Source organism: Bacillales bacterium, from assembly GCA_035700025.1.
Lineage (GTDB): Bacteria > Bacillota > Bacilli > Bacillales > DASSOY01 > DASSOY01.
This window is the reverse complement of sequence record DASSOY010000073.1, coordinates 1-25,573: the sequence shown is the minus strand read 5'-3', so window position 1 is coordinate 25,573 and position 25,573 is coordinate 1. Positions and strand designations below refer to the sequence as shown.

The 25,573-nt window shown below is 51.9% G+C and carries 31 protein-coding genes; 28 read left to right on the top strand and 3 right to left on the bottom strand.

The features are described from left to right. Positions 1-20 precede the first annotated feature (20 nt). Complete coding sequence (gene spoVM, locus VFK44_13230; GenBank protein HET7629330.1) at positions 21-101, top strand: stage V sporulation protein SpoVM; 81 nt, start codon at positions 21-23, stop codon at positions 99-101. Between the two features lie 51 nt (positions 102-152). Here spoVM and rpmB read toward each other — a convergent pair whose 3' ends face one another. Then, positions 153-341 (bottom strand): 50S ribosomal protein L28, encoded by a 189-nt coding sequence (rpmB, locus tag VFK44_13225; GenBank protein ID HET7629329.1) that lies wholly within the window; start codon positions 339-341, stop codon positions 153-155. Positions 342-524: 183 nt separating this feature from the next. On the opposite strand from rpmB, the gene VFK44_13220 reads away from it, so the two are divergent. The 11 genes from VFK44_13220 to rnc all read left to right on the top strand — a co-directional run bounded on the left by VFK44_13220 (position 525) and on the right by rnc (position 10,820). After that, entirely contained in the window at positions 525-887 is a 363-nt protein-coding gene (locus tag VFK44_13220; GenBank protein HET7629328.1) for an Asp23/Gls24 family envelope stress response protein, read from the top strand. Positions 888-934: 47 nt separating this feature from the next. Beyond that, the gene (locus VFK44_13215; GenBank protein ID HET7629327.1) at positions 935-2,584 is read left to right on the top strand and encodes a DAK2 domain-containing protein; all 1,650 of its coding nucleotides are present in this window, start codon (positions 935-937) and stop codon (positions 2,582-2,584) included. Between the two features lie 23 nt (positions 2,585-2,607). Next, a complete protein-coding gene (gene sdaAB / locus VFK44_13210) occupies positions 2,608-3,270 on the top strand; it encodes an L-serine ammonia-lyase, iron-sulfur-dependent subunit beta (protein ID HET7629326.1) in 663 nt (220 codons plus the stop codon). 22 nt (positions 3,271-3,292) lie between these two features. Further along, entirely contained in the window at positions 3,293-4,180 is an 888-nt protein-coding gene (gene sdaAA / locus VFK44_13205; GenBank protein HET7629325.1) for an L-serine ammonia-lyase, iron-sulfur-dependent, subunit alpha, read from the top strand. Next, a complete protein-coding gene (gene recG / locus VFK44_13200; protein HET7629324.1) occupies positions 4,177-6,228 on the top strand; it encodes an ATP-dependent DNA helicase RecG in 2,052 nt (683 codons plus the stop codon). The genes sdaAA and recG overlap by 4 nt, the downstream gene beginning before the upstream one ends. A gap of 227 nt (positions 6,229-6,455) precedes the next feature. Continuing rightward, the gene (gene fapR / locus VFK44_13195) at positions 6,456-7,034 is read left to right on the top strand and encodes a transcription factor FapR (protein ID HET7629323.1); all 579 of its coding nucleotides are present in this window, start codon (positions 6,456-6,458) and stop codon (positions 7,032-7,034) included. Beyond that, positions 7,031-8,032, top strand: coding sequence for a phosphate acyltransferase PlsX (gene plsX / locus VFK44_13190; protein HET7629322.1), 1,002 nt, complete (start codon positions 7,031-7,033; stop codon positions 8,030-8,032). Before fapR ends, plsX begins: the two co-directional genes overlap by 4 nt. After that, positions 8,025-8,969: an ACP S-malonyltransferase gene (fabD, locus tag VFK44_13185; protein HET7629321.1), complete on the top strand. Its 945-nt coding sequence runs from the start codon at positions 8,025-8,027 to the stop codon at positions 8,967-8,969. The genes plsX and fabD overlap by 8 nt, the downstream gene beginning before the upstream one ends. Next, on the top strand, positions 8,969-9,712 hold the full coding sequence (fabG, locus tag VFK44_13180; protein HET7629320.1) for a 3-oxoacyl-[acyl-carrier-protein] reductase: 744 nt from the start codon (positions 8,969-8,971) through the stop codon (positions 9,710-9,712). Before fabD ends, fabG begins: the two co-directional genes overlap by 1 nt. A gap of 58 nt (positions 9,713-9,770) precedes the next feature. Then, complete coding sequence (gene acpP, locus VFK44_13175; protein ID HET7629319.1) at positions 9,771-10,007, top strand: acyl carrier protein; 237 nt, start codon at positions 9,771-9,773, stop codon at positions 10,005-10,007. A gap of 102 nt (positions 10,008-10,109) precedes the next feature. Further along, on the top strand, positions 10,110-10,820 hold the full coding sequence (gene rnc, locus VFK44_13170) for a ribonuclease III (protein HET7629318.1): 711 nt from the start codon (positions 10,110-10,112) through the stop codon (positions 10,818-10,820). 33 nt (positions 10,821-10,853) lie between these two features. On the opposite strand, the gene VFK44_13165 is transcribed toward rnc, so the two are convergent. Continuing rightward, positions 10,854-11,078, bottom strand: a complete 225-nt coding sequence (locus VFK44_13165; protein HET7629317.1) for a DUF1128 domain-containing protein — start codon at positions 11,076-11,078, stop codon at positions 10,854-10,856. A gap of 113 nt (positions 11,079-11,191) precedes the next feature. Between VFK44_13165 and smc the strand changes: the two genes are divergently transcribed. From smc to VFK44_13085, 16 genes are all read left to right on the top strand, one after another. After that, entirely contained in the window at positions 11,192-14,755 is a 3,564-nt protein-coding gene (gene smc / locus VFK44_13160; protein ID HET7629316.1) for a chromosome segregation protein SMC, read from the top strand. A 19-nt stretch (positions 14,756-14,774) separates the two neighbouring features. Next, complete coding sequence (gene ftsY / locus VFK44_13155; protein ID HET7629315.1) at positions 14,775-15,752, top strand: signal recognition particle-docking protein FtsY; 978 nt, start codon at positions 14,775-14,777, stop codon at positions 15,750-15,752. A gap of 124 nt (positions 15,753-15,876) precedes the next feature. After that, the gene (locus VFK44_13150) at positions 15,877-16,206 is read left to right on the top strand and encodes a putative DNA-binding protein (protein ID HET7629314.1); all 330 of its coding nucleotides are present in this window, start codon (positions 15,877-15,879) and stop codon (positions 16,204-16,206) included. 27 nt (positions 16,207-16,233) lie between these two features. Continuing rightward, positions 16,234-17,580, top strand: coding sequence for a signal recognition particle protein (gene ffh / locus VFK44_13145; protein HET7629313.1), 1,347 nt, complete (start codon positions 16,234-16,236; stop codon positions 17,578-17,580). Positions 17,581-17,713: 133 nt separating this feature from the next. After that, positions 17,714-17,995 (top strand): 30S ribosomal protein S16, encoded by a 282-nt coding sequence (gene rpsP / locus VFK44_13140; GenBank protein HET7629312.1) that lies wholly within the window; start codon positions 17,714-17,716, stop codon positions 17,993-17,995. Positions 17,996-18,006: 11 nt separating this feature from the next. Continuing rightward, the gene (locus VFK44_13135) at positions 18,007-18,237 is read left to right on the top strand and encodes a KH domain-containing protein (GenBank protein HET7629311.1); all 231 of its coding nucleotides are present in this window, start codon (positions 18,007-18,009) and stop codon (positions 18,235-18,237) included. A gap of 166 nt (positions 18,238-18,403) precedes the next feature. Then, positions 18,404-18,715, top strand: coding sequence for a YlqD family protein (locus tag VFK44_13130; GenBank protein HET7629310.1), 312 nt, complete (start codon positions 18,404-18,406; stop codon positions 18,713-18,715). A gap of 2 nt (positions 18,716-18,717) precedes the next feature. Next, the gene (gene rimM / locus VFK44_13125) at positions 18,718-19,242 is read left to right on the top strand and encodes a ribosome maturation factor RimM (protein ID HET7629309.1); all 525 of its coding nucleotides are present in this window, start codon (positions 18,718-18,720) and stop codon (positions 19,240-19,242) included. After that, positions 19,232-19,981, top strand: coding sequence for a tRNA (guanosine(37)-N1)-methyltransferase TrmD (trmD, locus tag VFK44_13120; GenBank protein HET7629308.1), 750 nt, complete (start codon positions 19,232-19,234; stop codon positions 19,979-19,981). The genes rimM and trmD overlap by 11 nt, the downstream gene beginning before the upstream one ends. Before the next feature lie 112 nt (positions 19,982-20,093). Continuing rightward, positions 20,094-20,435, top strand: a complete 342-nt coding sequence (gene rplS / locus VFK44_13115) for a 50S ribosomal protein L19 (protein ID HET7629307.1) — start codon at positions 20,094-20,096, stop codon at positions 20,433-20,435. Between the two features lie 68 nt (positions 20,436-20,503). Next, positions 20,504-21,028 (top strand): signal peptidase I, encoded by a 525-nt coding sequence (gene lepB / locus VFK44_13110; protein HET7629306.1) that lies wholly within the window; start codon positions 20,504-20,506, stop codon positions 21,026-21,028. An 11-nt stretch (positions 21,029-21,039) separates the two neighbouring features. Next, complete coding sequence (gene ylqF / locus VFK44_13105; GenBank protein ID HET7629305.1) at positions 21,040-21,885, top strand: ribosome biogenesis GTPase YlqF; 846 nt, start codon at positions 21,040-21,042, stop codon at positions 21,883-21,885. A 69-nt stretch (positions 21,886-21,954) separates the two neighbouring features. Beyond that, a complete protein-coding gene (locus VFK44_13100) occupies positions 21,955-22,725 on the top strand; it encodes a ribonuclease HII (GenBank protein ID HET7629304.1) in 771 nt (256 codons plus the stop codon). Between the two features lie 26 nt (positions 22,726-22,751). Further along, the gene (locus VFK44_13095; protein HET7629303.1) at positions 22,752-24,194 is read left to right on the top strand and encodes a hypothetical protein; all 1,443 of its coding nucleotides are present in this window, start codon (positions 22,752-22,754) and stop codon (positions 24,192-24,194) included. Then, positions 24,191-24,475, top strand: coding sequence for an EscU/YscU/HrcU family type III secretion system export apparatus switch protein (locus tag VFK44_13090; GenBank protein ID HET7629302.1), 285 nt, complete (start codon positions 24,191-24,193; stop codon positions 24,473-24,475). The genes VFK44_13095 and VFK44_13090 overlap by 4 nt, the downstream gene beginning before the upstream one ends. A gap of 56 nt (positions 24,476-24,531) precedes the next feature. Continuing rightward, positions 24,532-24,708: a hypothetical protein gene (locus VFK44_13085; protein HET7629301.1), complete on the top strand. Its 177-nt coding sequence runs from the start codon at positions 24,532-24,534 to the stop codon at positions 24,706-24,708. 649 nt (positions 24,709-25,357) lie between these two features. Here the strand turns inward: VFK44_13085 and VFK44_13080 are convergent. Continuing rightward, positions 25,358-25,573, bottom strand: a 216-nt coding sequence (locus VFK44_13080; GenBank protein HET7629300.1) for a hypothetical protein, incomplete at its 5' end; no start/stop codon positions are given.

Genomic DNA, 25,573 nt, shown 5'->3' with positions numbered 1-25,573 from the left:
AATGACGAAGGAGGAAGAGTATGAAATTTTATACGATCAAGCTTCCAAAGTTCCTTGGTGGATTTATCAGGGCGATCATGGGAAGCGTCAAAAAGGATTAAACAAAAAAAGCACCCCGACCGGTGCTTTTTTTGTCGCATTCCATAATGCGGTTATACGCGTTCCACTTTGCCGGATTTCAGCGCTCTCGTCGACACGTAAACCCGTTTCGGTTTTCCGTTGACCATGATGCGAACCTTCTGCACGTTTGCTTTCCACGTGCGCTTCGCCGTATTCAAGGCATGAGAACGTTTATTTCCATGACGTGTTTGTTTCCCCGTCACGACACATTTTCTGCTCATGTGATTCCCTCCAGTCTGCATTTATGCAACGTTATCATGTTAGCATCTTCTTCGCCTGATTTCAAGGATTCGCCAAGTAAAAAAACCGTCGTGCCCCCCTTTGTCAAGAAACAGCATCGGTTGTGGCGGTAAGGCAAAGTATTGTAAAATGATTATGACTGTACGCACAAAGGAGCGATTGCGATGTCGATTGAAATGAAGACGAACTATGGAGCCATTGACGTTTCCACTGAAGTGCTCGCGGCGATCGCCGGCGGGGCTGCGCTGGATTGTTACGGTATTGTCGGCATGGCATCCCAAAAACAATTGAAAGACGGATTGAGTGAATTGCTGCGGAAGGAAAATTTCAGCCGCGGTGTCGTCGTTCGTCAAGAAGAAGATCAAGTTCATATCGACATGTACATCATCGTCAGCTACGGAACGAAAATTTCCGAGGTGGCGCACAATGTGCAGACGAAAGTGAAATATACGCTCGACCAAATGCTCGGTCTTTCGGTAGATTCTGTCAATATCTACGTGCAAGGTGTTCGAATCGCCGATCGTTAATGCCGCAGGCGGTTTCTGGCCGAATGCGAAGGAGGAAGTTGTGCCTGATGAACAAGATGGATGGATCTCAATTTATAAAAATGGTCAAGGGAGGTGCGGCGCATCTATCTTCTCAAGCGGAATCGATAGACGCATTGAACGTGTTTCCCGTTCCCGACGGGGATACGGGCACGAACATGAATTTAACGATGTCGTCGGGGGTCGCGGAGCTTGAACGTGTTTCTTCGGGGAAAGCGAACGAATGCGCGCAAGCGCTTTCAAAAGGAATGTTGATGGGCGCTCGCGGTAATTCGGGCGTGATTTTGTCGCAATTGTTCCGCGGGTTCGCGAAAAGCGTCGCCGGGAACGCTGAGCTGTCGGCAACAGAAATCGCCGATGCGTTGCAAGCCGGTGTTGATGCTGCTTACAAGGCGGTTATTAAACCGGTGGAAGGGACGATTTTGACAGTCGCGAAGGAAAGCGCGAGACGGGCGGTTCAATCTGCCGCCAACAATCACGATGTCGTCAAACTGCTCGAAGAAGTCGTCCGTGAGGCGAAAGCGGCGTTAAAGAAGACACCGGAACAACTGCCTGTGTTAAAAGAAGTCGGGGTAGTCGATTCCGGCGGACAAGGACTCGTCGCGATTTACGAGGGATTCGTCGAAGGATTGACGGGGAACGTGCCGGCCGCGAGCGACGAAGGTCCATCGATGAACGAGATGATCAAGGCGGTCCATCACAAGAAGGCGCAAGTTCGATTCGAGACGGACGCGATTGAATACGGGTATTGCACCGAGTTTACGGTTGGATTGAAACACGGCGATGCTTTCGATGAAGCAACGTTTCGCAGCGAATTGGAGAAACACGGTGACTCTTTGCTTGTCGCTGCCGACCCGGAATGGGTGAAAGTGCACATCCATACGGAAAAACCTGGAGAAGTGTTGACGAAGGGACAAACGTACGGGGAACTGCTTCGAATCAAGATTGAAAATATGCGGGAACAGCATCGAGACATTGTAAAAGGTACGGGCGACACGCGTCAAGAAGCGAATACGAAAAAAGAAGAGCCGTATGGATTTGTCACCGTTGCATCGGGAGAAGGGTTGCGCGCGTTGTTCGAAAGCATGGGCGTTGTGAAAGTGATTGAAGGCGGGCAATCGATGAATCCGAGCACGGAAGCCATGGTGGAAGCGATTCGCGCAACAGGCGCCAAGCACGTTTTTGTGCTGCCGAACAACGGCAACGTATTGTTGGCGGCACGGCAGGCGGCAGAGATGGCGGATGCGTTTGTAACGGTTGTGGAAACGAAATCGATTCCTGAAGGAATTGCCGCGTTAATTGCTTTTCATCCCGAAGCGGATGCGGAAACGAACAAAGCGACGATGGAAGACGCCGTGCAACGAGTGAAATCGGGACAAGTCACGCATGCTGTTCGCGATGCGATAAAGGACGGTTTTTCCATTAAACGCGGTGATTATCTCGCCATTTGCGGCGGAGAAATCGTTGCCGTCGAACGGCAGGAAGAAGATGCCGCGAAAGCGTTGCTTCGGCAAATGGTAACGGACAATGCGGAACTGGTGACGATCTTTTTCGGGGCGAACGCGGGCGAAATAGATGCCGAACGACTGGCGTCGTTTGCGGAAGACGAGTTTGAGGTCGACGTCGAAATTCAAAACGGCGGCCAGCCCGTTTATTCGTATATTGTTTCAGTTGAGTAACTAGAACGAAAGGGGGAAATACGATGAAATACAGAAGCGTGTTCGACATTATCGGTCCGGTCATGATCGGGCCGTCAAGTTCTCACACGGCCGGCGCTGCGCGAATCGGCAAAGTGGCGCGCACGTTGTTTGGAAAACAACCAGATTGGGTGGAGATTTCGTTGTACGGGTCGTTCGCGAACACGTACAAAGGGCACGGAACCGATGTTGCGCTCGTCGGCGGACTGCTTGGATACGAAACCGACGATACGCGCATTGTCGAAGCATTGTCGGCAGCCGAGAAATTAGGCATGAAGGTGAAAATTACACCGGAAGATGCAAACGCCGACCATCCGAATACGGCCCGGCTCCGCCTTGGCGACGACAACGAACAACTGGAAGTCGTCGGAATCTCGATCGGGGGCGGCAAAATCGAGATTACCGAATTGAACGGATTTGAGTTGCGGTTAAGCGGGAATTATCCAGCCGTGTTCGTCGTGCATAACGATCGGTTCGGCGTCATTGCCGCAGTGGCCAATTTGCTTGCCAAGCATGAAATCAACATCGGCCACATGGAAGTCTCCCGCAAGGAAAAAGGAAAACAGGCGTTGATGGTCATAGAAGTCGATCAAAACATAAGCGACGGGGTTTTAGCGGAATTGATGACGCTTCCGAACGTGTTGAACGCGTCGAAGCTTGAGAATTGACGATCGTGAAGGAGGGAAGACGATGTTTCGCAATATAGCCGAACTCGTGGAAATGGCCGAACAAGAAAATAAAAAGATATCGGAAATAATGATCGAAATGGAAATGGAAGAAGGCGGGAAAAGCCGCGAGGACCTATTCGCGCAAATGGAGAGAAATCTCGAAGTGATGGAAAAAGCGGTGGAAAGAGGTGTGACGGAAGGGGTGAAATCCCGCTCCGGGCTCACTGGCGGGGATGCGGTACTCGTTCAAAAGTACATTGAAAAAGGCGATACCCTTGCCGGACCGCTTTTGCTCGACGCCGTGAGCAAAGCGATGGCGACGAACGAAGTGAACGCAGCGATGGGGACGATTTGCGCGACGCCGACCGCCGGTTCGGCAGGCGTTGTGCCGGGCACGTTGTTTGCCTTGAAGGATAAGCTGAAGCCGACCCGTGAACAAATGGTTCGCTATTTGTTCACGGCGGGGGCGTTCGGCTACGTCATCGCGAACAACGCTTCGATTTCCGGAGCCGGCGGCGGCTGCCAGGCGGAAGTCGGTTCGGCGTCCGGCATGGCGGCCGCGGCGATCGTCGAGCTGGCCGGCGGAACGCCGCAGCAATCGGCCGATGCGATGGCGATTGCCTTGAAAAACATGCTCGGCCTCGTGTGTGATCCGGTGGCCGGACTCGTCGAGGTGCCGTGCGTCAAACGGAACGCGGGCGGTGCTTCGAACGCGATCGTGGCCGCCGACATGTCGCTTGCCGGGGTAAAGAGCCGCATTCCGGCAGATGAGGTGATTGACGCGATGCACAAGATCGGGCAAATGATGCCGGTCGCGCTTAAGGAAACGGCACAGGGAGGTCTTGCAGCGACGCCGACGGGACGGGAGCTTGAGCGGCGCATTTTCGGCATGCCGCTGCACCGGAAATGACGGCGCAGGACTTGACGATGCCGGTGTCGGAGATGAACGGCATCGGTCCGGAAAGGGCGAAAACTCTGGCGGAACTCGGGGTGCATACGGTCGAGGATTTGTTGTTTTACTTCCCGTTTCGCTATGACCATTACGAAATCAAAGATTTGAGCCAAGTCGCCCACAATGAAAAGACGACAATTATCGGGAAGGTTCACGGCGAACCTTCTCTCTCGTTTTATGGCCGCAAAAAGTCGCGTTTGACGGTGCGATTGCTCGTCGACCGTTATTTGGTGAAAGCGGTCTGGTTCAATCAACCGTTCGCAAAAAAACAGCTGAACGTCGGCGACGAAATTACCGTGACCGGTAAATGGGACTTGCACCGGAAAACGATTACGGCAGCGGAATGGAAAAAAGGACGGCGTACCGGGGACGCGATCGCTCCGGTATATTCGGTGAAAGCGAACGTGACGGTGAAACAGCTGCGAAAGATCATCGCCGCCGCTTGGAGACAATACGGACGAGCGATTCCCGAGGTGCTGCCTGATTCTTTGCTGAAAACGTATCGGTTGGCCGCACGGGCGGAAGCGGTCCGAGCGATGCACTTTCCGAAAAACCATAAGGAAATCAGGCTTGCGCGACGACGGCTCGTTTACGAAGAATTGCTGCTGTTCCAATTGAAAATGCAGATGTTTAAAAAAATCCGGCGCGAGCGCAGCGGCGGGGTCGCGATGCGATTTAAAGAGGAGGACGTCCGCCGGTTTGCCGCAGGGCTGCCTTTTTCGCTCACGGATGCCCAGCAGCGGGTAACGCAAGAAATTTTACAAGATATGTGTCGAAATCAACGAATGAATCGTTTGCTGCAAGGGGATGTCGGTTCCGGAAAAACGGTGGTCGCCGCCATCGCTTTGTATGCCGCCGTCCGTGCCGGCTTTCAAGGGGCGCTCATGGTGCCGACCGAAATTTTAGCGGAACAACATGCGGCTTCGCTTCATGATTTGCTCACTCCACAAGGCGTTCGTGTTGCCGTCTTAACGAGCTCGGTGAAAGGAAACGTTCGGAAAACGATGATGCGCGCTCTCGAAAGCGGGGAGATCGATGTCGTTATCGGTACGCATGCGCTTATTCAAAACGAGGTCCGCTTTCATAGGCTCGGACTTGCAATAACCGACGAGCAACATCGGTTCGGTGTGATGCAAAGAAGGCATTTAACGTCGAAAGGTCACTCTCCAGATGTTTTATACATGACGGCGACTCCGATTCCGCGCACGCTCGCGTTGTCGCTGTATGGCGACATGGACGTCTCGACGATCGATCAAATGCCGGCCGGCCGGCAACCGATCGAAACGTATTGGGCGAAACCGGAAATGTTTTCGCGCGTTCTTCGTTTTGTCAAACGGGAAATTGCTCACGACCATCAAGCGTACGTGATTTGTCCGCTCATCGAAGAGTCGGATAAACTGGACGTGCAAAATGCGATTGATGTGCACGCACAAATTGCGAACGAATTCTCTGGAACCGGGATAAATGTCGGCTTGCTGCACGGCCGGATGTCCGCAGATGAAAAAGAAGCGGTGATGGAGGCGTTTGCCGCCAATCGCTGCCACGTGCTTGTTTCTACGACCGTCGTTGAAGTCGGCGTCGACGTGCCGAATGCGACGGTGATGGTTGTTTATGACGCCGAACGTTTCGGACTTTCCCAACTGCACCAATTGCGGGGGAGGGTCGGAAGAGGAAACGCCCAGTCGTACTGCCTTTTGCTTGCCGATCCGAAGTCAGAAAACGGCAAACAACGAATGCGGATCATGACGGAAACGAACGACGGATTCCGCCTATCCGAAGAAGATTTGAAATTGCGAGGTGCTGGTGATTTTTTCGGCAGCGCGCAAAGCGGATTGCCGGCGTTTAAGCTGGCTGACTTGAATCACGATTACCGCACGTTGAAGGCAGCGCGCGAAGACGCTGCTAAGCTCGTCGAGCAACCGGCATTCTGGACCGACAAAGATTATGCCTCGCTGCGGCGTTATCTTGAAGATTCCGGTGCGCTTCAGCTGGAGAAAATCGACTGAACGCATCGAAGTTCCGAGGCGGGTCGGGAATCGCTTGCGGAAATACGGGATTCGTCCTATACTGCTATTAGTACCTAGTCATAAGACCGGATGGCATCTAACTGAAAGCATAGCGAAACGACCTTGTTCCGGCGGGATCGCGGGAAACGTTTTTCATCGTTGATCATTCATCGTTCAACGTTCATGAAACTCGGTACGAATAGGCGTTGCAAATTAGGTGGTGAAGCATGAAGCAAGGAAAGAAAGAACGGCAAAAGCTGTTGAAAAGCGAAATCGCGGATTTTCCGTTTATTACCGACGAGGAGTTGGCCCGCAAGTTTCAAGTGAGCGTCCAGACGATTCGGCTCGATCGGATGGAATTGTCGATTCCGGAAGTGAGGCAGCGAATTAAAGCGGTGGCGCAAAGGCAGCTCGATGAGGTGAAAGCTCTTCCGTTGGAAGAAGTGATCGGCGAAATCGTCGATCTGCAGCTTGACGAAAGCGCGATTTCGATTTTGGACATCGGTCCGGAACATGTTTTTTCAAGGACGAAAATCGTCCGCGGCCACCACTTGTTTGCTCAGGCGAATTCGCTTGCCGTCGCGATCATTAATGACGAGCTGGCGTTGACGGCAAAAGCGGACATCCGCTTCAACCGGCAAGTCAAGCAAGGGGAACGCGTCGTTGCGAAAGCGCGGATCGATAAACATGAAAAACATTTCACCGTCGTTGCCGTCGACAGTTATGTGGATCAAGAACAGGTTTTTTCCGGAACATTCACGATGTATCGGTCAACAAGCAAACAGAAGGAAGGAACTCAACCATGAGAATTGCCGTAGATGCTATGGGTGGTGACCACGCGCCGAAAGCAATTGTATCCGGAGCCGAGCAAGCACTCGCGACGTTCGGCGATTTGGAAATCGCTTTGATCGGGGATGAAAACCAAATCCGCCCGTATTTGTCGGCGACGTCCCGAGCAGAAATCATACATACGAATGAAGTGATTGGACCGAACGACAGTCCGGTCAAGGCGGTGCGCGCGAAAAAAGACGCTTCGATGGTCATCGCCGCTCGCGAAGTGTCGCAAAAAAAAGCGGATGCTTGCATATCCGCGGGAAACACCGGCGCTCTCGTCGCGGCGGGTTTGTTTCTCGTCGGACGCATGAAAGGCATCAGCCGTCCCGGATTGGCGCCGACGCTGCCAACGACGGACGGCAAAGGGTTTTTGTTAATTGACGTCGGTGCCAATGCGGATGCGAAAGCGGAACATCTGTATCATTATGCGTTAATGGGATCGATTTACGTCGAGAAGGTGCGCGGTATTCAGCGTCCCCGCGTCGGGTTGTTGAATATCGGCACCGAGGAAGGCAAAGGCAACCGGCTAAGCCAGGAAGCTTTCTCGCTGCTGGAACAAGCTCCGGTGAATTTCGTCGGAAACGTTGAAGCGCGCGGGTTGATGGAAGGCGCAGCGGATGTCGTTGTATGCGACGGTTTTTCCGGCAATCTCGTGCTGAAATCGATCGAAGGCACGGCGATGACGGTCATGTCATTGCTAAAGCGGGAACTGACGCGTACGACGATACGCAAGGTGGCGGCCGCCGTGTTGAAACCGGGATTGAAAGGCTTGAAAAACACGATGGATTATTCCGAGTACGGCGGGGCCGGGTTGTTCGGGCTAGCCGCGCCGGTCGTGAAAGCACATGGATCGTCGGACGGACGGGCGATCTTCAATGCGATTCGTCAGGCGAGGGAAATCGTCTCGCGCGATGTGACCGCAAAAATTGCCGAAACGGTGCAAAAGAAAGAGGGGGAAACGAATGAGTAAAATCGCTTTTTTGTTCCCGGGTCAAGGATCACAGTCCGTTGGCATGGGAGCAGCCTTTAAAGACCAAAACGAACAAGCCGGCAGCATTTTCCGGCGAGCGGACGAACGTCTCGGGTTTCCGCTTTCGAAAGTCATTTTCGAAGGTCCGGAAACGGAATTAAAATTGACCGAGAACACACAGCCGGCCATCTTGACAGCGAGCCTCGCGGCATGGGAGGTTTTTCGCGAAACAGGTATTGAAGCTGATTATACGGCCGGACATAGTCTCGGTGAATACAGCGCCCTTGTTGCTGCGGGAGCGCTGTCCTTTGAGGACGCCGTATATGCCGTACGGCATCGCGGGCTTTATATGGAAGAGGCGGTGCCTGCCGGCGAAGGAGCGATGGCCGCCATTCTCGGTCTCGAAGACGCTGTGCTGCGGGAGATTGCCGATAGCGTGACCGCCGAAGGTGAATCGGTCGACTTGGCCAACTTGAACGCGCCTGGACAAATCGTCATTTCCGGAACGGCCGAAGGGGTGCGGATCGCCGGTGATAAAGCGTCCGCGGCCGGCGCAAAACGAGTATTGCCGTTGAATGTGAGCGGACCGTTTCACTCGCGGCTCATGAAACCGGCAGCTGACAAGTTTAAGCAAGTGCTTGACGAAATTGAAATTCGCAACGCCGAAACGCCGGTGATCGCGAACGTGACGGCAGATGAGATGAAGGATGCGGGGATGATTTACGATAACTTGCTCGCACAAATGTATTCACCGGTCCGTTGGGAAGAAACGGTGCGCAAATTGCTTGATTTAGGTGTCGACACGTTTTTCGAAATCGGTCCGGGCAATGTGTTGTGCGGACTCGTGAAACGAGTGAATCGCCGCGCTCAAGCTTATCCGGTGAACGATCCAGAAAGTCTTGAGAAGGCGTTGGCAAAATGGAAGGAGAATGCTTAATGCTTGAAGGGAAAACGGCGCTCGTCACCGGCGCTTCGCGCGGGATCGGGCGTTCGATCGCGCTGTCGCTCGCGAAAGCGGGGGCGAACGTTGCGGTGAACTATGCCGGAAACCGCGAAAAAGCCGAACAAGTCGTGCAAGAAGCGGAAACGTTCGGTGTCAAAGCGATGGCGATCCAAGCGGATGTTTCCGATGCCGATGCGGTGAAGGCGATGGTGAAACAAGTAACCGATGCGTACGGGTCGCTTGACATTCTCGTCAATAACGCCGGGATTACCCGCGACACGCTAATGATGCGAATGAAAGAAAACGATTGGGACGCCGTGATGAATACGAATTTGAAAGGTGTCTTTCATTGCACGAAAGCGGTGACGAGGCAAATGATGAAGCAGCGATCCGGCCGGATTGTCAACATCGCGTCCGTGATTGGGATCATCGGCAATGCCGGACAAGCGAACTATGCGGCTGCGAAAGCGGGCATCATCGGGTTGACGAAAAGCAGCGCCCGCGAGCTGGCCGCGCGAAACATCACGGTCAACGCGGTCGCTCCCGGCTTTATTTCGACCGACATGACCGATGAACTGGACGAAGCGATGAAGGAAGAAATGTTGAAGCAAATTCCGCTCGCACGGCTGGGTCAGCCGGATGACGTTGCGGCGATCGTCCGTTTTCTTGCGTCGGATGAGAGCGGATACGTCACCGGCCAGACGATTTGTGTCGACGGCGGCATGGTGATGCAATAAATTCGCTTTGCTTCTCGGACAAACTTTTGGTATTTTATTGAGAGGGAGGTGAAGACCAATGAGCGAGGATCTCTTAAAGCGCGTGCAAAAAATCGTCGCGGACCGATTGGACGTCGACGAGGATAAAATTAAACCGGAAGCTTCTTTCAAAGACGACCTTGATGCCGATTCTCTTGACGTAGTGGAACTCGTCATGGAATTGGAAGACGAATTCGATATGGAAATTTCCGATGAAGATGCGGAAAAAATTACAACCGTTGGTGACGTGATTGAGTACATAAAAGGTCGCCAATAAAGAAAAGATCCCGTAACCTGATTTTACGGGATCTTTATCTCATTTTTCTTTTCGTCTGTGACCATTCGTTCTATTTTTATCGGAAGTATCGGAGGCCGTGCCATGAACAAAACTCAAAAATCGTTTCAGTTCGAAGCATTTACAGAAAACTACGGAATCCGTTTCCGTGAACCCGCGTTGTTGAAGCAAGCCTTTACCCATTCATCCTATGTGAATGAGCATCGCCGCAGGCCGTTTGAGGATAACGAGCGCCTCGAGTTTTTGGGGGATGCCGTACTCGAGCTCACGGTCTCGCGTTATTTGTTCGAGAAATACCCGCACATGACTGAGGGGGAATTGACGAAGTTAAGAGCCGCGATTGTTTGCGAGCCTTCGCTCGTCTCTTTTGCAAGCGACCTCGGTTTCGGGCATTTCATCTTGCTCGGAAAAGGGGAAGAAGTGACAGGAGGGCGGGAACGGCCGGCATTGCTGGCGGATGTTTTCGAAGCGTTCATCGGCGCTTTGTATTTGGACAACGGGCTCGATCAAGTCGTCGTTTTTCTAAGGAAGTACATTTATCCGAAAATCGACGCAGGTGCTTTTTCGCATGTGATGGATCACAAAAGCCAGCTTCAGGAATACGTGCAGCGCAACAACCTCGGGGAGATTCAATACGAAATCATTCAAGAAAAAGGCCCGGCGCATAACCGGGAATTCGTCGCCCGTGTCACCGTCGCCTCGGAACCGGTCGGCATCGGATGCGGACGCTCGAAGAAAGAAGCGGAACAGCAAGCCGCCGAGAAGGGCATGGGTAAATTAAAAGCTGCGAAATGACCCCCCTGTCACCAGGGGGGATTCATGTATCGCTCACTTGGAACGCAATTGGCCGAGTTCCGAGAGGATCGCTTCTTTTTCGCTCACGGTTAAGTTCGGCTTGCTCATTACCCATTCATAAACGTCTTTCAACGGTTCATATTGCTCGACATCGTATTTGTCGGCTTGCAAAACGTCTTGATTGACGAGCTGAAGTTTTTCCTTTAACCCGTTGATCATCGCTTGGATGTTTTCTTCATTTTTTTCGGATAAATTCATCGTTTGATCCCTCGTTTTTTTCTCATTCTTTGCACTTATTGTAACATGTTTTGCCTGCATGTGAAGGCTGGCCGCCCATCGGCCGATAAACCAAGAAGGGGGGAGGGTATGAAATGTTGCTGAAACAGTTGGATTTGGTCGGCTTCAAATCGTTTGCCCACCGGGTGAACATCGAGTTCGTTCCGGGTGTGACGGCGGTCGTCGGCCCGAACGGAAGCGGGAAAAGCAACATTAGCGACGCGGTCCGCTGGGTGCTTGGCGAGCAATCGGCGAAATCGCTGCGCGGCGGTAAAATGGAAGACATCATTTTCGGCGGCAGTGACGCGAAAAAACCGTTGAACGTCGCCGAAGTGACGCTCACGCTTGACAATGAAGATCACTATTTGCCGCTTGATTACAACGAGATCAGTGTCACACGCCGGGTCTATCGTTCCGGGGACAGTGAATACTTGATGAATAAACAGCCTTGCCGGCTGAAAGACATTGTCGATTTGTTCATGGACTCCGGGCTCGGACGCGAAGCTTATTCCGTCATCGGGCAAGGGAAGATCGATGAAATCTTGAACAGCAAATCGGAAGAAAAACGTAAAATTTTCGAAGAAGCGGCCGGAGTATTGAAATACAAGACGCGCAAACAAAAAGCGGAGAAAAAGCTGGCGGATACGCAAGACAATCTCGCACGCGTCGACGACATTCTTCACGAGCTTGGAAATCAAGTCGAACCGTTAAAATTGCAGGCTTCGGTCGCCAAAGACTATTTGCAGAAAAAGCAAGAACTCGAGGAAACCGAGGTGGCGTTGATCGTCCACGAAATTGAAGATCGTCACCGGCGGTGGGAAGAAGTTTCCGCATCGGTAAAATCGCTCGAAACCGAAGATATTGCGATGTCTGCGGAAATTCAAAGCGAAGATGCGGAGGTCGAGAAACAGCGCAGCGAGATGAAAACGCTCGACGAAGTCATTGAACAGCTGCAAGAAGCGTTGTTGACCGACAGTGAGGAGCTTGAAAAACTCGAAGGGCAAAAGGAAGTGCTCAAGGAGCGCCGCAAAAATGCGACGCAAAATCGGGCATTGCTGAAGCAGCGAATCGATGACGCGAAGGAACGGCTTGAAAAAAAAGATCGGGAGATTGCCGCGAAAAAAGAAGAGTTCGCCGAAGCGGAGGAGCGCTTGCGAGAGATCAAAGACTCGCTTCGGAAGGAAGCGGAGCAGTTCGATGCACACGAAGCAGATGCGGAGTCGGAGCTGGAGCGGCTGAAATCGGAATATATCGAGGTGTTGAACGAACGCGCCGGCAAGCGCAACGAAATGCGCTATCTCGAAGAACAGCGCGAGCAGCTTCTCAAGAAGAGCCGGCGGCTCGACGACGATCACGAAAAGTACATAGCGATGCGGGAAGCGATTCGCGAGCGCAAGCGGCTGCTGCTTGCGGAGTTGGAGGAGCAGCGCGCGGAGCTGGAGCGGTCGCGGATCGAATACGTCAAGACGAAAGAGCAGCTGGAAGCGGACCGCGGAAAGCTCGTGGAAGCGGAGAATGAATGGAAGCGCGCGCAGCGCGAGTGGCAGCAGAAGAAATCGCGAAAAGAAATGCTTGAAGCGATGCAGGACGATTATTCCGGCTTCTTTCACGGGGTGAAAGAAGTGTTGAAAGCGAAGCGGCGGCTCGAAGGAATTGAAGGGGCGGTCGCAGAACTGATCCAGGTCGAGAGGGCGTATGAAACGGCGGTCGAGACGGCGCTCGGCGGGGCGATGCAACATGTCGTCGTCGAAAGCGAAAAGCATGCGCGCGAGGCGATTGCGCATTTGAAGCGGAGCGGCCGCGGCCGTGCGACGTTTTTGCCGATGTCGGTCATTCGCCCGCGTCAGTTGACGGCGGCCGACCGCCAGGCGGTCGCGGCGCATGAAGCTTTCGTGGCCGCAGCTTCCGAACTGGTCGTCCATGACGAGCGTTACCAAACTGTCGTCGACCATTTGCTCGGCAACATCGTCGTTGCGAAAGATTTGCGCGGCGCTAACGAATTGGCGCGGCTGTTGCGCCATCGTGTACGCGTCGTGACGCTTGACGGTGATGTCGTCAATCCCGGCGGTTCGATGTCGGGCGGCAGCCGAAAGGCGCAAAACCATTCGCTGCTCGGGCGGCAGCGCGAATTGGAGCAAACGGTGAAAGCGCTGCGGCGCGCCGAGAAGGAGTCGCTCCGTTTCGAGCAAACGTACGAGTCTTTGCGCAGAAAGGTCGAGGAAGCTTCCGGCCGGCTTGAAACGCTGCGCGAACAAGGGGAAGCGCTCCGCCTTGAAGAGCAAAAGAAAGACGGCGAACGGCGCGAGATCGAGGTCGAAGCGAAAAATGCGGACGACCGGTTGACGCTGTACGATCGCGAGAAAGCTAGCTATGACGAGGAGATGGCGGAAATCGCCGATCGTCTCGGGAAATTGGAGGCGGAGGCCGAGCAACTCGGCGGTCGCGAAAAGCAGTTGGAAGGCGAGATCGAAACGGTGACGGAAGTGCTGCAGCGGCAGCAATCGTCGAAGGAAGATGCGCAGTCGGCGATGACGGAGTTGAAAATACAAGCGGCGGAACAAGAGCAGCGCGTCGGGTATTTGCGGAATGCGATCGCTCAGCATGAAAGCGAACGGGAAGAGACGGATCGTTTGCGCCAGCAAACGGAAGAGGAATATTGGCAGCTGGAAGGCGAAATGAGCGATCATTCGTCCGGCGAAGAGCAACTGGACGAGCGCATTGAGCGGCAGCGGAGCAAAAAGGACGCGACGATGGAGGAGATCAGCGGGAAGCGGCAGCGGCGGGTTGAGCTGCAATTGGCGATCGAGGACAAGGAGCGGGAGTTGAAGGAGCGGAAGCGGGCGCAGAAGCGGCTTTCCGAGCAGCTTCGCGGCCAAGAGGTGAAACAAAATCGGCTCGATGTCGAGTTGGATCATTTGTTGAACACGCTTCGCGAAGAATATGAGCTCAGTTTTGAGGCGGCGCGAGAACGGTATGCGGTGCCGGAAGATCCCGAGCAGGCGCGCAAGCAAGTGAAGCTGATCAAGCGGGCGATTGATGAGCTCGGAACGGTCAATTTAGGTGCGATTGAGGAATATGAGCGGGTTTCAGAACGGTATGCGTTTTTGAAAGAACAGCAGGACGATTTGCTCGCGGCCAAACAAAATTTGCTCACCGTCATTTCGGAAATGGACGAGGAAATGGTGAAGCGGTTTGAGCATACGTTCAGCCAAGTGCAAGAACAGTTTCGTCTCGTGTTTCGCGAGTTGTTCGGGGGCGGCCGCGCAGATTTGCGCCTTTCCGATCCGGATGATTTGCTGAATACCGGCGTCGAAGTCATGGCACAGCCGCCGGGCAAGAAGCTTCAGCATCTCGCTTTATTGTCCGGCGGAGAACGAGCATTGACGGCGATTACGTTGCTTTTTGCGATTTTAAAAGTAAGACCCGTTCCGTTTTGCGTGCTGGATGAAGTGGAAGCGGCCCTTGACGATGCGAACGTCGATCGGTTCGCCCACTATTTAAAAACGTTCAGCAAGCATACGCAATTTGTAGTGATCACGCATCGTCGGGGTACGATGGAAGAGGCGGACGTCTTGTACGGGGTGACGATGCAAGAATCCGGCATTTCCAATCTCGTATCGGTCCGCCTGGAAGAAACGAAACAACTGGTTGAATCTTGATAGAACGGGAGTTTACGCAATGAGTTTTTTGAAAAATTTAAAGGAAAAATTTACCGGTACCTCTGACACGGCTACGGAAAAATTTAAAAGCGGGCTTTCTAAGACGCGAAATTCGTTTGCCTCGCGAGTGAATGATCTCGTAAAAAATTACCGGAAGGTCGACGAAGATTTCTTCGAAGAATTGGAAGAACTTTTGATTACCGCCGACGTCGGCGTTGAAACGGTAATGGATCTCGTTGAAGAGCTGAAAAACGAAGCGCGCACGCGCAATATTAAAGATACGGAGCAGTTGCAGTCGGTCATATCCGAGAAACTTGCCGAGTTTTTGCAATCCGGCAAGAGTGACAATGCGTTGAACATGCAAACGAACGGGTTGACGGTCATTCTCGTTGTCGGCGTCAATGGTGCCGGCAAAACGACGACGCTCGGCAAATTGGCGCATCAACTGAAAAGCGACGGAAAGTCCGTCTTGCTTGCGGCCGGCGATACGTTTCGCGCCGGTGCGATCGAACAGCTTTCGGTGTGGGGGGAACGCGTTGGTGTCGACGTGATCAAACACCAAGAAGGCTCCGATCCGGCAGCCGTCATTTATGACGGGTTGCAAGCCGCGCGGTCTCGGAACGTCGACGTGCTGCTGTGCGATACGGCGGGACGCTTGCAAAACAAAGTAAACTTGATGAAAGAGCTCGAAAAAGTAAAACGAGTCATCTCGCGGGAAATGCCAGGTGCGCCGCATGAAGTGTTGCTCGCGCTCGACGCGACAACGGGCCAAAACGCGCTGCAACAAGCGAAAATGTTCGGCGAGGTGACGGACGTGACCGGCATTGCCTTAACGAAAATGGACGGCACAGCAAAAGGAGGCATCATTTTCGCGATTCGCAACGAACTTGACATTCCCGTGAAGCTTGTCGGACTCGGTGAAGGCATCGATGATTTGCAGCCGTTCGACCCAGAGAAATTCGTCTTCGGCTTGTTTGCGGAGCCGCAAGACGAATGATGATTGCTTCCCCGCTTAGCAGCGGGGATTTTTTTGCAGCCCACCTTGACAAACATCGGTGTCGGTACTAAACTGTTTTTATGTGTAAAGGCGTTTCACTTTACAATCCCGAGGAGATGCCGTAATGTTGGAAAAGACGATGCGGATGAGCAATCTGTACGATTTTTATCATCCGCTTTTAACCGAGAAGCAGCGGCAATACATGGCTCTCTATTACATGGACGATTATTCGCTCGGCGAAGTCGCCGAACAGTTTCACGTTTCGAGACAGGCGGTGCATGATACGCTGCGGCGGACGGAAGCGATGCTGGAGGATTTCGAAGAGAAGCTCGGGCTGCTTGCGAGATTTCAACGTCGCTCCGGCTTGCTTGAACAATTGCGTTCGCTCGTGCAAGCGGACGGCTCGTCCGACAACCTATTCGACATCATTGATGCTCTTGAAAATCTTGAGTAACGATCACGTTGGGAGGCGTCGTTTGCGATGGCTTTTGAAGGGTTAGCCGATCGGCTTCAAGAAACAATCAAGAAGATTCGCGGAAAAGGGAAAGTAAGCGAGGAAGACGTCAAACAAATGACGCGTGAAGTGCGCCTCGCCTTGCTTGAGGCGGACGTCAACTTTAAAGTCGTCAAAGACTTTATTAAACGCGTCAAAGAGCGCGCCGTCGGTCAGGAAGTGCTCAAAAGCTTGACGCCGGGACAACAGGTCATCAAAGTCGTTCAAGAAGAATTGACGCGCTTGATGGGCGGTGAGCAGAGCAAAATCGCCGCGGCGAACAAGCCGCCGACGGTCGTCATGCTCGTCGGATTGCAAGGCGCCGGAAAAACGACGCACATCGGCAAACTGGCGAACCATTTACGCAAACAGCATAATCGGAAGCCGCTTCTCGCGGCGGCAGACGTCTATCGCCCCGCGGCGATCAATCAGCTGCAAACGCTCGGGAAGCAATTGGATTTGCCGGTATTTTCGCTCGGCGATAAGGAAAGCCCCGTCAAAATCGCGGAGGGTGCTGTCGAAAAGGCGAAGGAAGACCATCATGACTATGTGCTCATTGATACGGCCGGGCGCCTCCATATCGACGAAAAACTGATGGAAGAGCTTTCCGACATTAAGAACGCCGTCCAACCGGATGAAATTTTGCTCGTGGTTGATGCGATGACAGGTCAAGATGCGGTGAATGTTGCGGAAAGTTTTAACGAACGACTCGGCCTCACGGGCGTCATTTTGACGAAGATGGACGGCGACACCCGCGGCGGGGCTGCGCTTTCCGTCAAGGCAGTCACCGATCAACCGATTAAGTTCATCGGTACCGGCGAGAAACTCGACGCGCTCGAACCGTTTCATCCGGAACGGATGGCTTCGAGAATTCTCGGCATGGGCGATGTGCTGACGCTCATTGAAAAGGCACAATCGTCCGTCGATGAGGAGAAAGCGAAAGATCTTGAGCAAAAGATGCGTACCGCCAGCTTCACGTTCGATGATTTTCTCGAACAGCTCGGACAGGTGCGGAACATGGGGCCGCTCGACGAACTGCTTGCGATGATGCCTGGAGCGAACAAGATGAAGGGCATGAAAAATTTACAAATCGATGAAAAGCAGATCAGCCACATCGAGGCGATCATTCAATCGATGACGGGCAAGGAAAAGCAACAGCCGGAAATCATCAATGCCAGCCGGAGGAAACGAATCGCGAAAGGGAGCGGCACTTCGGTAAGAGATGTGAACCGGTTGATTAAGCAGTTCGAAGACATGAAGAAAATGATGAAGCAAATGACGAGTGCGACAAAAGGGAAAGGCAAGAAAAATCCTTTTCAATTCCCCTTTATGTAAGCTGTTTGCCCGACCGATCGAAATGTTCTGCATTTGGATTTAGTGTTCGGCGGGTGGAACAAAGCACGACGAAAAATAATGAATGGAAACAACAATCGTTATGGTTGTTACAATTTTAGGAGGCTGATGAATCATGGCAGTAAAAATTCGTTTGAAACGTATGGGATCGAAGAAGCGTCCGTTCTATCGCGTAGTCGTTGCGGATTCCCGTTCGCCGCGCGACGGCCGTATCATTGAGCAAGTGGGGACTTACAATCCGCTCGTGAATCCGGCAGAAGTGAACCTTGATGAGGAAAAAGCTTTGAAATGGATGCTCGATGGAGCGAAACCTTCCGATACGGTGCGCAACTTGTTCTCGAAGCAAGGATTGATGGAAAAACTCCACAACGCCAAACTGAAAAATCAAGCTCAATAGGTGGGCGAATAATGGAACGCTTATTGGAGACGATTGTGAAATCACTCGTTGATTATCCAGAAGACGTCAAGATCACCGAGATTCCCGGCGAAAGATCAGTCACTTATAAGCTCTCCGTGAACCCGGAAGACATGGGTAAGGTGATCGGTAAAAAAGGGAGGATCGCTCAGGCGATTCGCACCGTCTTAAGCGCGGCTGCGTCCGGGGCCAACCAAAGAGTACATCTCGATATCGAGGACTAAAAGGGGAGGGATGCCTCTCCTTTTCAGCTTTTTTCGTCTGCACGGTCGGCCGAATTTTTTTCAAATCGTGAACCTCGGAGTGATGGTATGAAACTTATAAGGCCCGTAACCGTAAAAAAAGTTTTGACTGAACAAAGCAAGCGAACGATGTTGGAAAACTTTCGAAATGAAAGTGCAAAAAGAATGTGAGCAGCTCACGTTTGAGTTGCGGCGCCAGGGGCGAGAGCGAAAATTCGACAAAGGTTCACTGAAACAACATTTTGAGCAGGAAATCGACCGCAGGCGAGAAAAGAGTAAGCTGTTGGAATACCAAATTGAACAACTCGACGTATTGCCGCTCGGAAGTGAGCTGAATGACGGAGAAGTCGACATGATCGTCGACGTGGACATTGGCGACGATTGGGACAAGATCATGTCGGAACCGTCCGTCGTCATCAAAAACGGAAAAGTGTTTGAAATTCGCCAGGGAGGACATTGACGATGTCGAAATGGCTGAACGTCGGAAAAATCACAAAGCCGCACGGACTGCGCGGCGAAGTGAAAGTTTATGCGACGACCGATTTTCCCGACGAACGTTTTGCGCCGGGAAATACGCTGTATTTGGATGAAGGGAAGGACAAGCCGAAAAAGCCGCTTGTCGTGGAAACACGCCGCACACACAAGCAATTTGAACTCATCCGCTTTGAAGGTTACGGCACGATTAACGATGTCGAAGCGTTGAACGGCGCCATACTGAAAATTCCGATTGAAGATTTGGACCTGCTTGACGAGGGAGAATTTTATTATCATGAAATTATCGGCTGCCGCGTCGTAACCGATGATGGGAAAACGATCGGGACCATCAAAGAAATTTTGGAGACGGGTGCGAATGACGTTTGGGTCGTCAAGCGCCAATTTGGCAAAGATGCATTGATTCCTTACATAGAAGATGTCGTCAAAAAAGTCGACGTTGAAAACAAGCAAGTGACCATTCATCTGCTGGAAGGGCTCATCGATGAAGATTGACGTGCTTTCGCTGTTTCCGGACATGTTTTCCGGCGTCTTCCGGCAATCGATCATGAAAAAGGCTCAAGATGAAGGCGCGGTCTCATTTTCCGTCACTGATTATCGCGATTTTTCGAAAAACAAACACCGAAAGGTCGATGATTATCCTTACGGCGGCGGTCAAGGCATGGTTCTCATGCCGCAGCCGATCTTCGACGCCGTCGACCATTTGAAAAGCACCGGTGAGACGCACCCTCGCGTTGTGCTCATGTCTCCTCAAGGAGCGCGTTACGATCAGAAAAAAGCGCAGGAACTAGCGAAAGAAGACCATTTGTTGTTTATTTGCGGCCATTATGAAGGGTATGATGAACGCATTCGCACGGCATTGGCCGACGATGAAATCTCGATCGGCGACTATGTGTTGACCGGCGGCGAGCTGGCGGCGATGGTTGTTATCGACAGCGTGGTGCGGTTGCTGCACGGCGTGCTCGGGAATGAACAATCGCACTTGAATGATTCGTTCAGCAACGGACTGTTAGAACATCCCCACTATACGCGTCCCGCCGAGTTTCGCGGAATGAACGTTCCCGATGTGCTGCTGTCCGGCCACCATGAAAAAATCGATCGCTGGCGCAAAAAGGAATCGCTTCGAAGAACGTGGCAGCGGCGTCCGGATTTGCTTGAAACGATCCATTTGTCGGATGAAGAAAAACGAATGTTGCACGAAATCAAAAAGAACGTGCCGTCCGACGACGCTTGAAAGTTGCATCTGGATGTGATAGGATATTTTTTGTGGCATTATGCCTGTGTGATCACCATGTTCCGCTGTCATGGACGGACAAGAACGTGGCCAGAAGGAGGGAATCACGACCATGCATCATTTAATTCAAGACATTACGAAAGAGCAGTTGAAACAGGACATTCCTGAATTTCGCGCCGGCGACACGTTGAAAGTACACGTGAAAGTCGTTGAAGGCTCACGAGAAAGAATTCAGGTGTTTGAAGGCGTCGTCATTAAGCGGCGCGGCGGCGGAATCAGCGAAACGTTCACGGTTCGCAAAATTTCTTACGGCGTCGGCGTCGAGAGGACGTTCCCGGTGCATTCACCGCGAATCGACAAAATCGAAGTAACACGCCGCGGCAAAGTACGCCGCGCGAAGCTTTACTACTTACGTTCATTGCGCGGGAAAGCGGCACGAATCAAAGAAGCGTAATCTCGCAAATGAGGGACTTGATGCCAAGTCCCTTTTTTGCTCTTTTATTTCGGTTTGGAGGAGAGAACATGTCGGTAAAGAAAGAATCGTGGGAGTGGGCTAAGGCGCTTTTGATTGCTTTCGTTTTGGCGGCGCTCATCCGTTATTTCTTGTTTGCTCCAATCATTGTCGATGGAAGATCGATGATGCCCACTTTTCATAATCACGACCGGTTAATCATTAATAAGTTGGCCTACGATATCGGGGAACCGCATCGGTTCGACATCATTGTTTTTCATGCGACGCCGACGAAAGATTTTATTAAGCGCGTCATCGGCCTTCCCGGCGACCATATCGTTTATCGGGACGACACGTTGTATGTGAACGGCAATAAGGTGAAAGAACCGTATTTGCAACCTTATAAACAAAAAACGAAAGGCGATTTGACACGCGATTTTGAAACGACGGTTCCGAAAGGAGACTTGTTTGTGATGGGCGACAACCGCCTTCACAGCAAAGACAGCCGGATCATCGGTCCCGTTGAAGAAGATGACGTCGTTGGAAAAGTCGTCCTGCAATTTTGGCCGCTCAGTGATTTTCACATCGTAAAGTAGGTGATTTGCCCATGACCATTCAATGGTTTCCGGGTCACATGGCAAAAGCGAAACGCCAAGTACAGGAAAAAATGAAACAAATCGATCTCGTATTTGAAATCGTTGACGCGAGAATTCCGCAGGCGTCAAGGAATCCGCTGGTCGATGAAATGACGGCGGGCAAACCGCGGCTGTTGCTGCTCAATAAAGCCGATCTCGCCGATGCTGAAGTGACTGAAATGTGGCAGGACGCGTTTCTCGAACAAGGTATTGCCGGAACGTTGCCGGTGAATGCGCAAACCGGGGCCGGGACTGAGAAAATCGTTATTGCAGCCGAGCAAGTTATGGCGGAAAAACATGAAAAGTTGCGAGCCAAAGGTGTTCGTCCGCGAGCGGTTCGCGCCCTGATTCTCGGAATTCCGAACGTAGGCAAATCGACGTTGATCAATCGGCTTGCGGGAAAGAAAATTGCCAAAATCGGCGATCGCCCCGGCATTACGAGACAACAACAATGGGTGAAAGTGCAAGGCAAGCTCGAGCTGCTCGATACGCCGGGGATTTTATGGCCGAAATTCGAAGATGAGGAAACCGGCATCAAGCTGGCGGTCACCGGAGCGATTCGCGACGAACGATTCGTTTCGCAAGATGCAGCATTGGCTTTGCTTCGGTATTTAAAGGTTCATTATGCCGAGCAATTAAAATCTCGATACGGCATCGGGGACGTTCCGGAAGACGACATCGCCCTTTTTGATGAAATCGGCAGGCGGCGCGGCTGCATTGTACGCGGCGGGGAGGTCGATTACGAAAAAACAGGCGCAGTCGTGATCAGGGATTTTCAAACGGGAAAAATCGGCCGCATTTCGCTGGAGCGTCCGTAAGAAAAGGACTTCATCTTTTTATGTAGAAATAAAAAGCATGAAGTTTTCTTTAGTAAGGGGAGACAATGGTTGAAACAAACGATCGATGCGATTAGAAAACGGCTTTTTGAAGCGGCCGAAACGCCGACGAAAGCGGAGATGGCAGCTTTCCGCGCCGATGATCGAAAAGGGGTGCGCGAATTGCTCGGCCGCTGGGAGCGGTTGCGGGAGAAAGAACTTTTGCAAAAACGGCAATACATAGAGATGTCGAGTTATGAAAGAAATTTGCGGCACCAAGGGATGGAACGCATTGCGGGCGTCGATGAGGCGGGGCGCGGTCCGCTGGCAGGACCGGTTGTCGCCGCTGCCGTCATCCTCGATCCGGATCGGCCGTTATATGGGCTAAACGATTCAAAGCAATTGACCGACAAAATACGTGAGGAACTTTATGAGAAGATCATTGAATCGAACGCTTCCGTAGCGATAGCGATTGTCGAGCCGGAAGACATCGACCGTTTGAACATTTATGAGGCGTCGAAACGGGCGATGCGCGAAGCGGTTCTTTCTTTGGATAAGCGGCCGGAGCACGTGCTTGTCGACGCGATGCGGCTCGATTGCGGGATTCCCGATACGGCGATCGTGAAAGGAGACCGATTGAGCGTCTCAATCGCTGCCGGCTCCATTGTTGCGAAAGTCACCCGTGACCGAATCATGAGACGATTGGATCGGCGTTTTCCCGAGTACGGATTTTCCCGTCATTTCGGGTATCCCACCGCGGACCATTTGGCCCGGTTGCGGAAGCATGGTCCTTGCGAAGTTCATCGGCGTTCGTTCGCGCCTGTTCGGGAACAGATCAATTAACGGCATCGAAAAGGGGACGAAAAACGATGGATCAACTCCGCTTGACTCCCGATTCCATGAAGATGAATCAACGGCTTGAAACGAAACCGTTGAAACTTATGGAAGGACAAATCTACAGGGGTAAACTTTTGCGGTGGTTTCCGGAAAACTTGGCGGTCGTCGAATTAGCCGGCCGTCACATTCGAGCAAAAGTGTATGCACCGCTTGTTGCCGGAAATTTCTATTGGCTGGAAGTGAAAAATGCAAACGGAACACCGGAGTTGAAAGTGTTGCCGACGCGTGCCGAAGCTTCGATGGGAGCAACGATTGGCCAATTGCTTGAAAAGCTGGGTCTGCCGAATGACCGAACGCATCAACTACTCGTGAAAATGATATTGGAAGCGGACCTTCCGCTTTCTCGCTCTGTCGTAGAGAGCGGCGCCGGATGGTTGAAACAAGCCGGTGCGACTGAATCCGCGTTTCGTGCGTTGCAAATGATGTTCGAACAACAGCTGCCGTTTTCGAAAACCGTTTTTGACGGGTTGCTCACGTCCTTAAAGACACCTCTGTCTGAGTCGTTGAACCTGTTCGCTGCATTGTTGTCCGCCGGCGGAAGCGGTATCGATGACGCGGCGGCTAAAACGGTGCGTAAGCAAATCGGCGATTTGTTTTTGCAAATGCGGCCTTCAGGCACGGAGATGAAGGCACAGTTGCAAAGAGCGATCGACACCCTTGGATTGTCTTACGAACAAGCCGTTGCGAAAGCCGTCGGGTCGCGATCGACGGTGGAAGAATCAGTGAAAACGATGCTCACGCATATGAGCGGCCAGTCCCCGATTCCCGACGTGAAAACGGAGGCAAATCGGTTATTGGTGCAGCTTTCCGAAGACTTGACTGCCTCGCGCCGCCCGAAATTTTTCAAGGAACTACTTCGCTTCGTTATCTCCCATCAAGCGTCATCCGACGGTACGGCAACCAGCGGTCCTCCGCGCGCATTGCCGTTGAAAGCGATGCTGATGGAGGTGCTTCAACAGGTGCCGAATGCCGAGACGAAACAAGCGGCGCAAACGCTTCTAAACCATGTGACCGGCAGTCAGTTGCAGGCGGCGGCTCCGTACCAATCGGTCATTCAGTTGCCTTTTTACAACGGCAAATCTTTTACGGATATCACCATCGAATGGCATGGGAAGAAACGGAAAAACGGGGAATGGGACGCGGACCATTGCCGCATTTTATTTTACCTAAATTTGGCTCATTTACATGAAACAGCTCTTGACGTCAACGTTCAAAAACGGATCGTCTCCGTGAAACTGTACAATGAATCGTACGATTTGCGCGACCTCATCGAAGCTTGCTTACCGGCCTTGAGGGAGCATCTTGAAACGTCCGGTTATCAGCTGTCTTCCTTTATCCAAGCGGAGGGAAAAGCGGAAAAACCACGACAAGCGAACGAATTCAACCAACAAAAAGGGGTCGATTACCGCGTATGAGAAAAGAAACGGAGCGAAAACGGGCGGTCGCACTGGCTTATGATGAAAAGAAACGGGAAGCCCCTCATGTTTCCGCAAAAGGTGAGGGGGATGCAGCGGAACGGATCATTCGGCTCGCCGAGCAGCATGAAGTGCCGATTCAGGAAGATCCTTCGCTCGTCGCGGTTTTATCGGAGTTGAACATCAACGAATCGATTCCGCCCGATTTGTATCAAGTGGTGGCGGAAGTATTCGCCTTTGTCTATCGGTTGGAGCAAGATTTCGCAGCTTCGAAAAAATAATATCCGTCTCGATCGGTTATGCTAATGCGTAAACGACACGAAATGGAGGCTTTGCGATGAGCGCAAAAAACAAACTGATCGTTACCGGCATTGAAGCGATGCTTGATCGTCATAAAGAAGAGATTGCCGAAGAATTCGGCGTTCACGGTTCACCCGCGAGCCGCGACGTGACCGTGCCGAAAATGAAAGAAGAAAAACGTGCGGCCAAAGAGAAGTCGAACGAGGACATGTAAGCGTTTCGTTTGGCTGTAGAAACTGATCGTTTTGGAAAACGGACATTTGATCCGCTTAGCGCTCTTTTTTCGACCTTTTTCATGGGTATGGAGTAAGGAGCTTCTAGGAGATGAGGTGTCCGTTACTTCTATTTACACGTTTGAAAAATCATTTTGCAAATATATGAAAAACATGAAACCTTTTGCAGACGTGTTTCGTCTAAATAGATGAAAAGAAAAAGGAAGGGCAATGATGATTGTGCGACGGAACACGGTATTCAGATGGGGTTTACAGTTTTTCATTCTTGCCGTTCTGATCGGTTTTGTATTATTTGTTCTTTACGGACCCACTAGTCAAGGGGATGTAGACCGCTCGGAGCCCAATGATCGGTATTCTTTGCAACGCGGGGCGGCGGGGGAACTGGAAACGGCTCATATGATGCGTTTGGATTTCTTATGAAACATGTGATCTAACGGGATTTCATTTTTGAGGGAATGTGAGTCACATTGATTCCCATTTGGAATCGCCGTTTCGATCTTTCGGATCGGAAGCGTGAGAATAAAAGCGCGCAAACTCCGCCGTGTCCCCTCCTGTCCATCGCAGAAATACGTTCGAAGACTCCGCCGCTGTCGGCGGCGTTTTTTTTCTTGGACGGAATAATTAGCACAATTATTCCGTTATCCACTTCTCTTCAATTGCTTTAAGATATCTTTCTGGGTCTCTTTTAAACCGTAGATGCTTGGTCTGTTCAGAAATTCGATCCTTCCAACGATACATTTCCGCTTTGTAATGATCGTAGGAAACAGCGGTGATTCTGCTCAATGTATTGTCATTGTCAGCTGCTTCCGGTGTAAAAACAATCAATTCTCCATGACGAATGATATA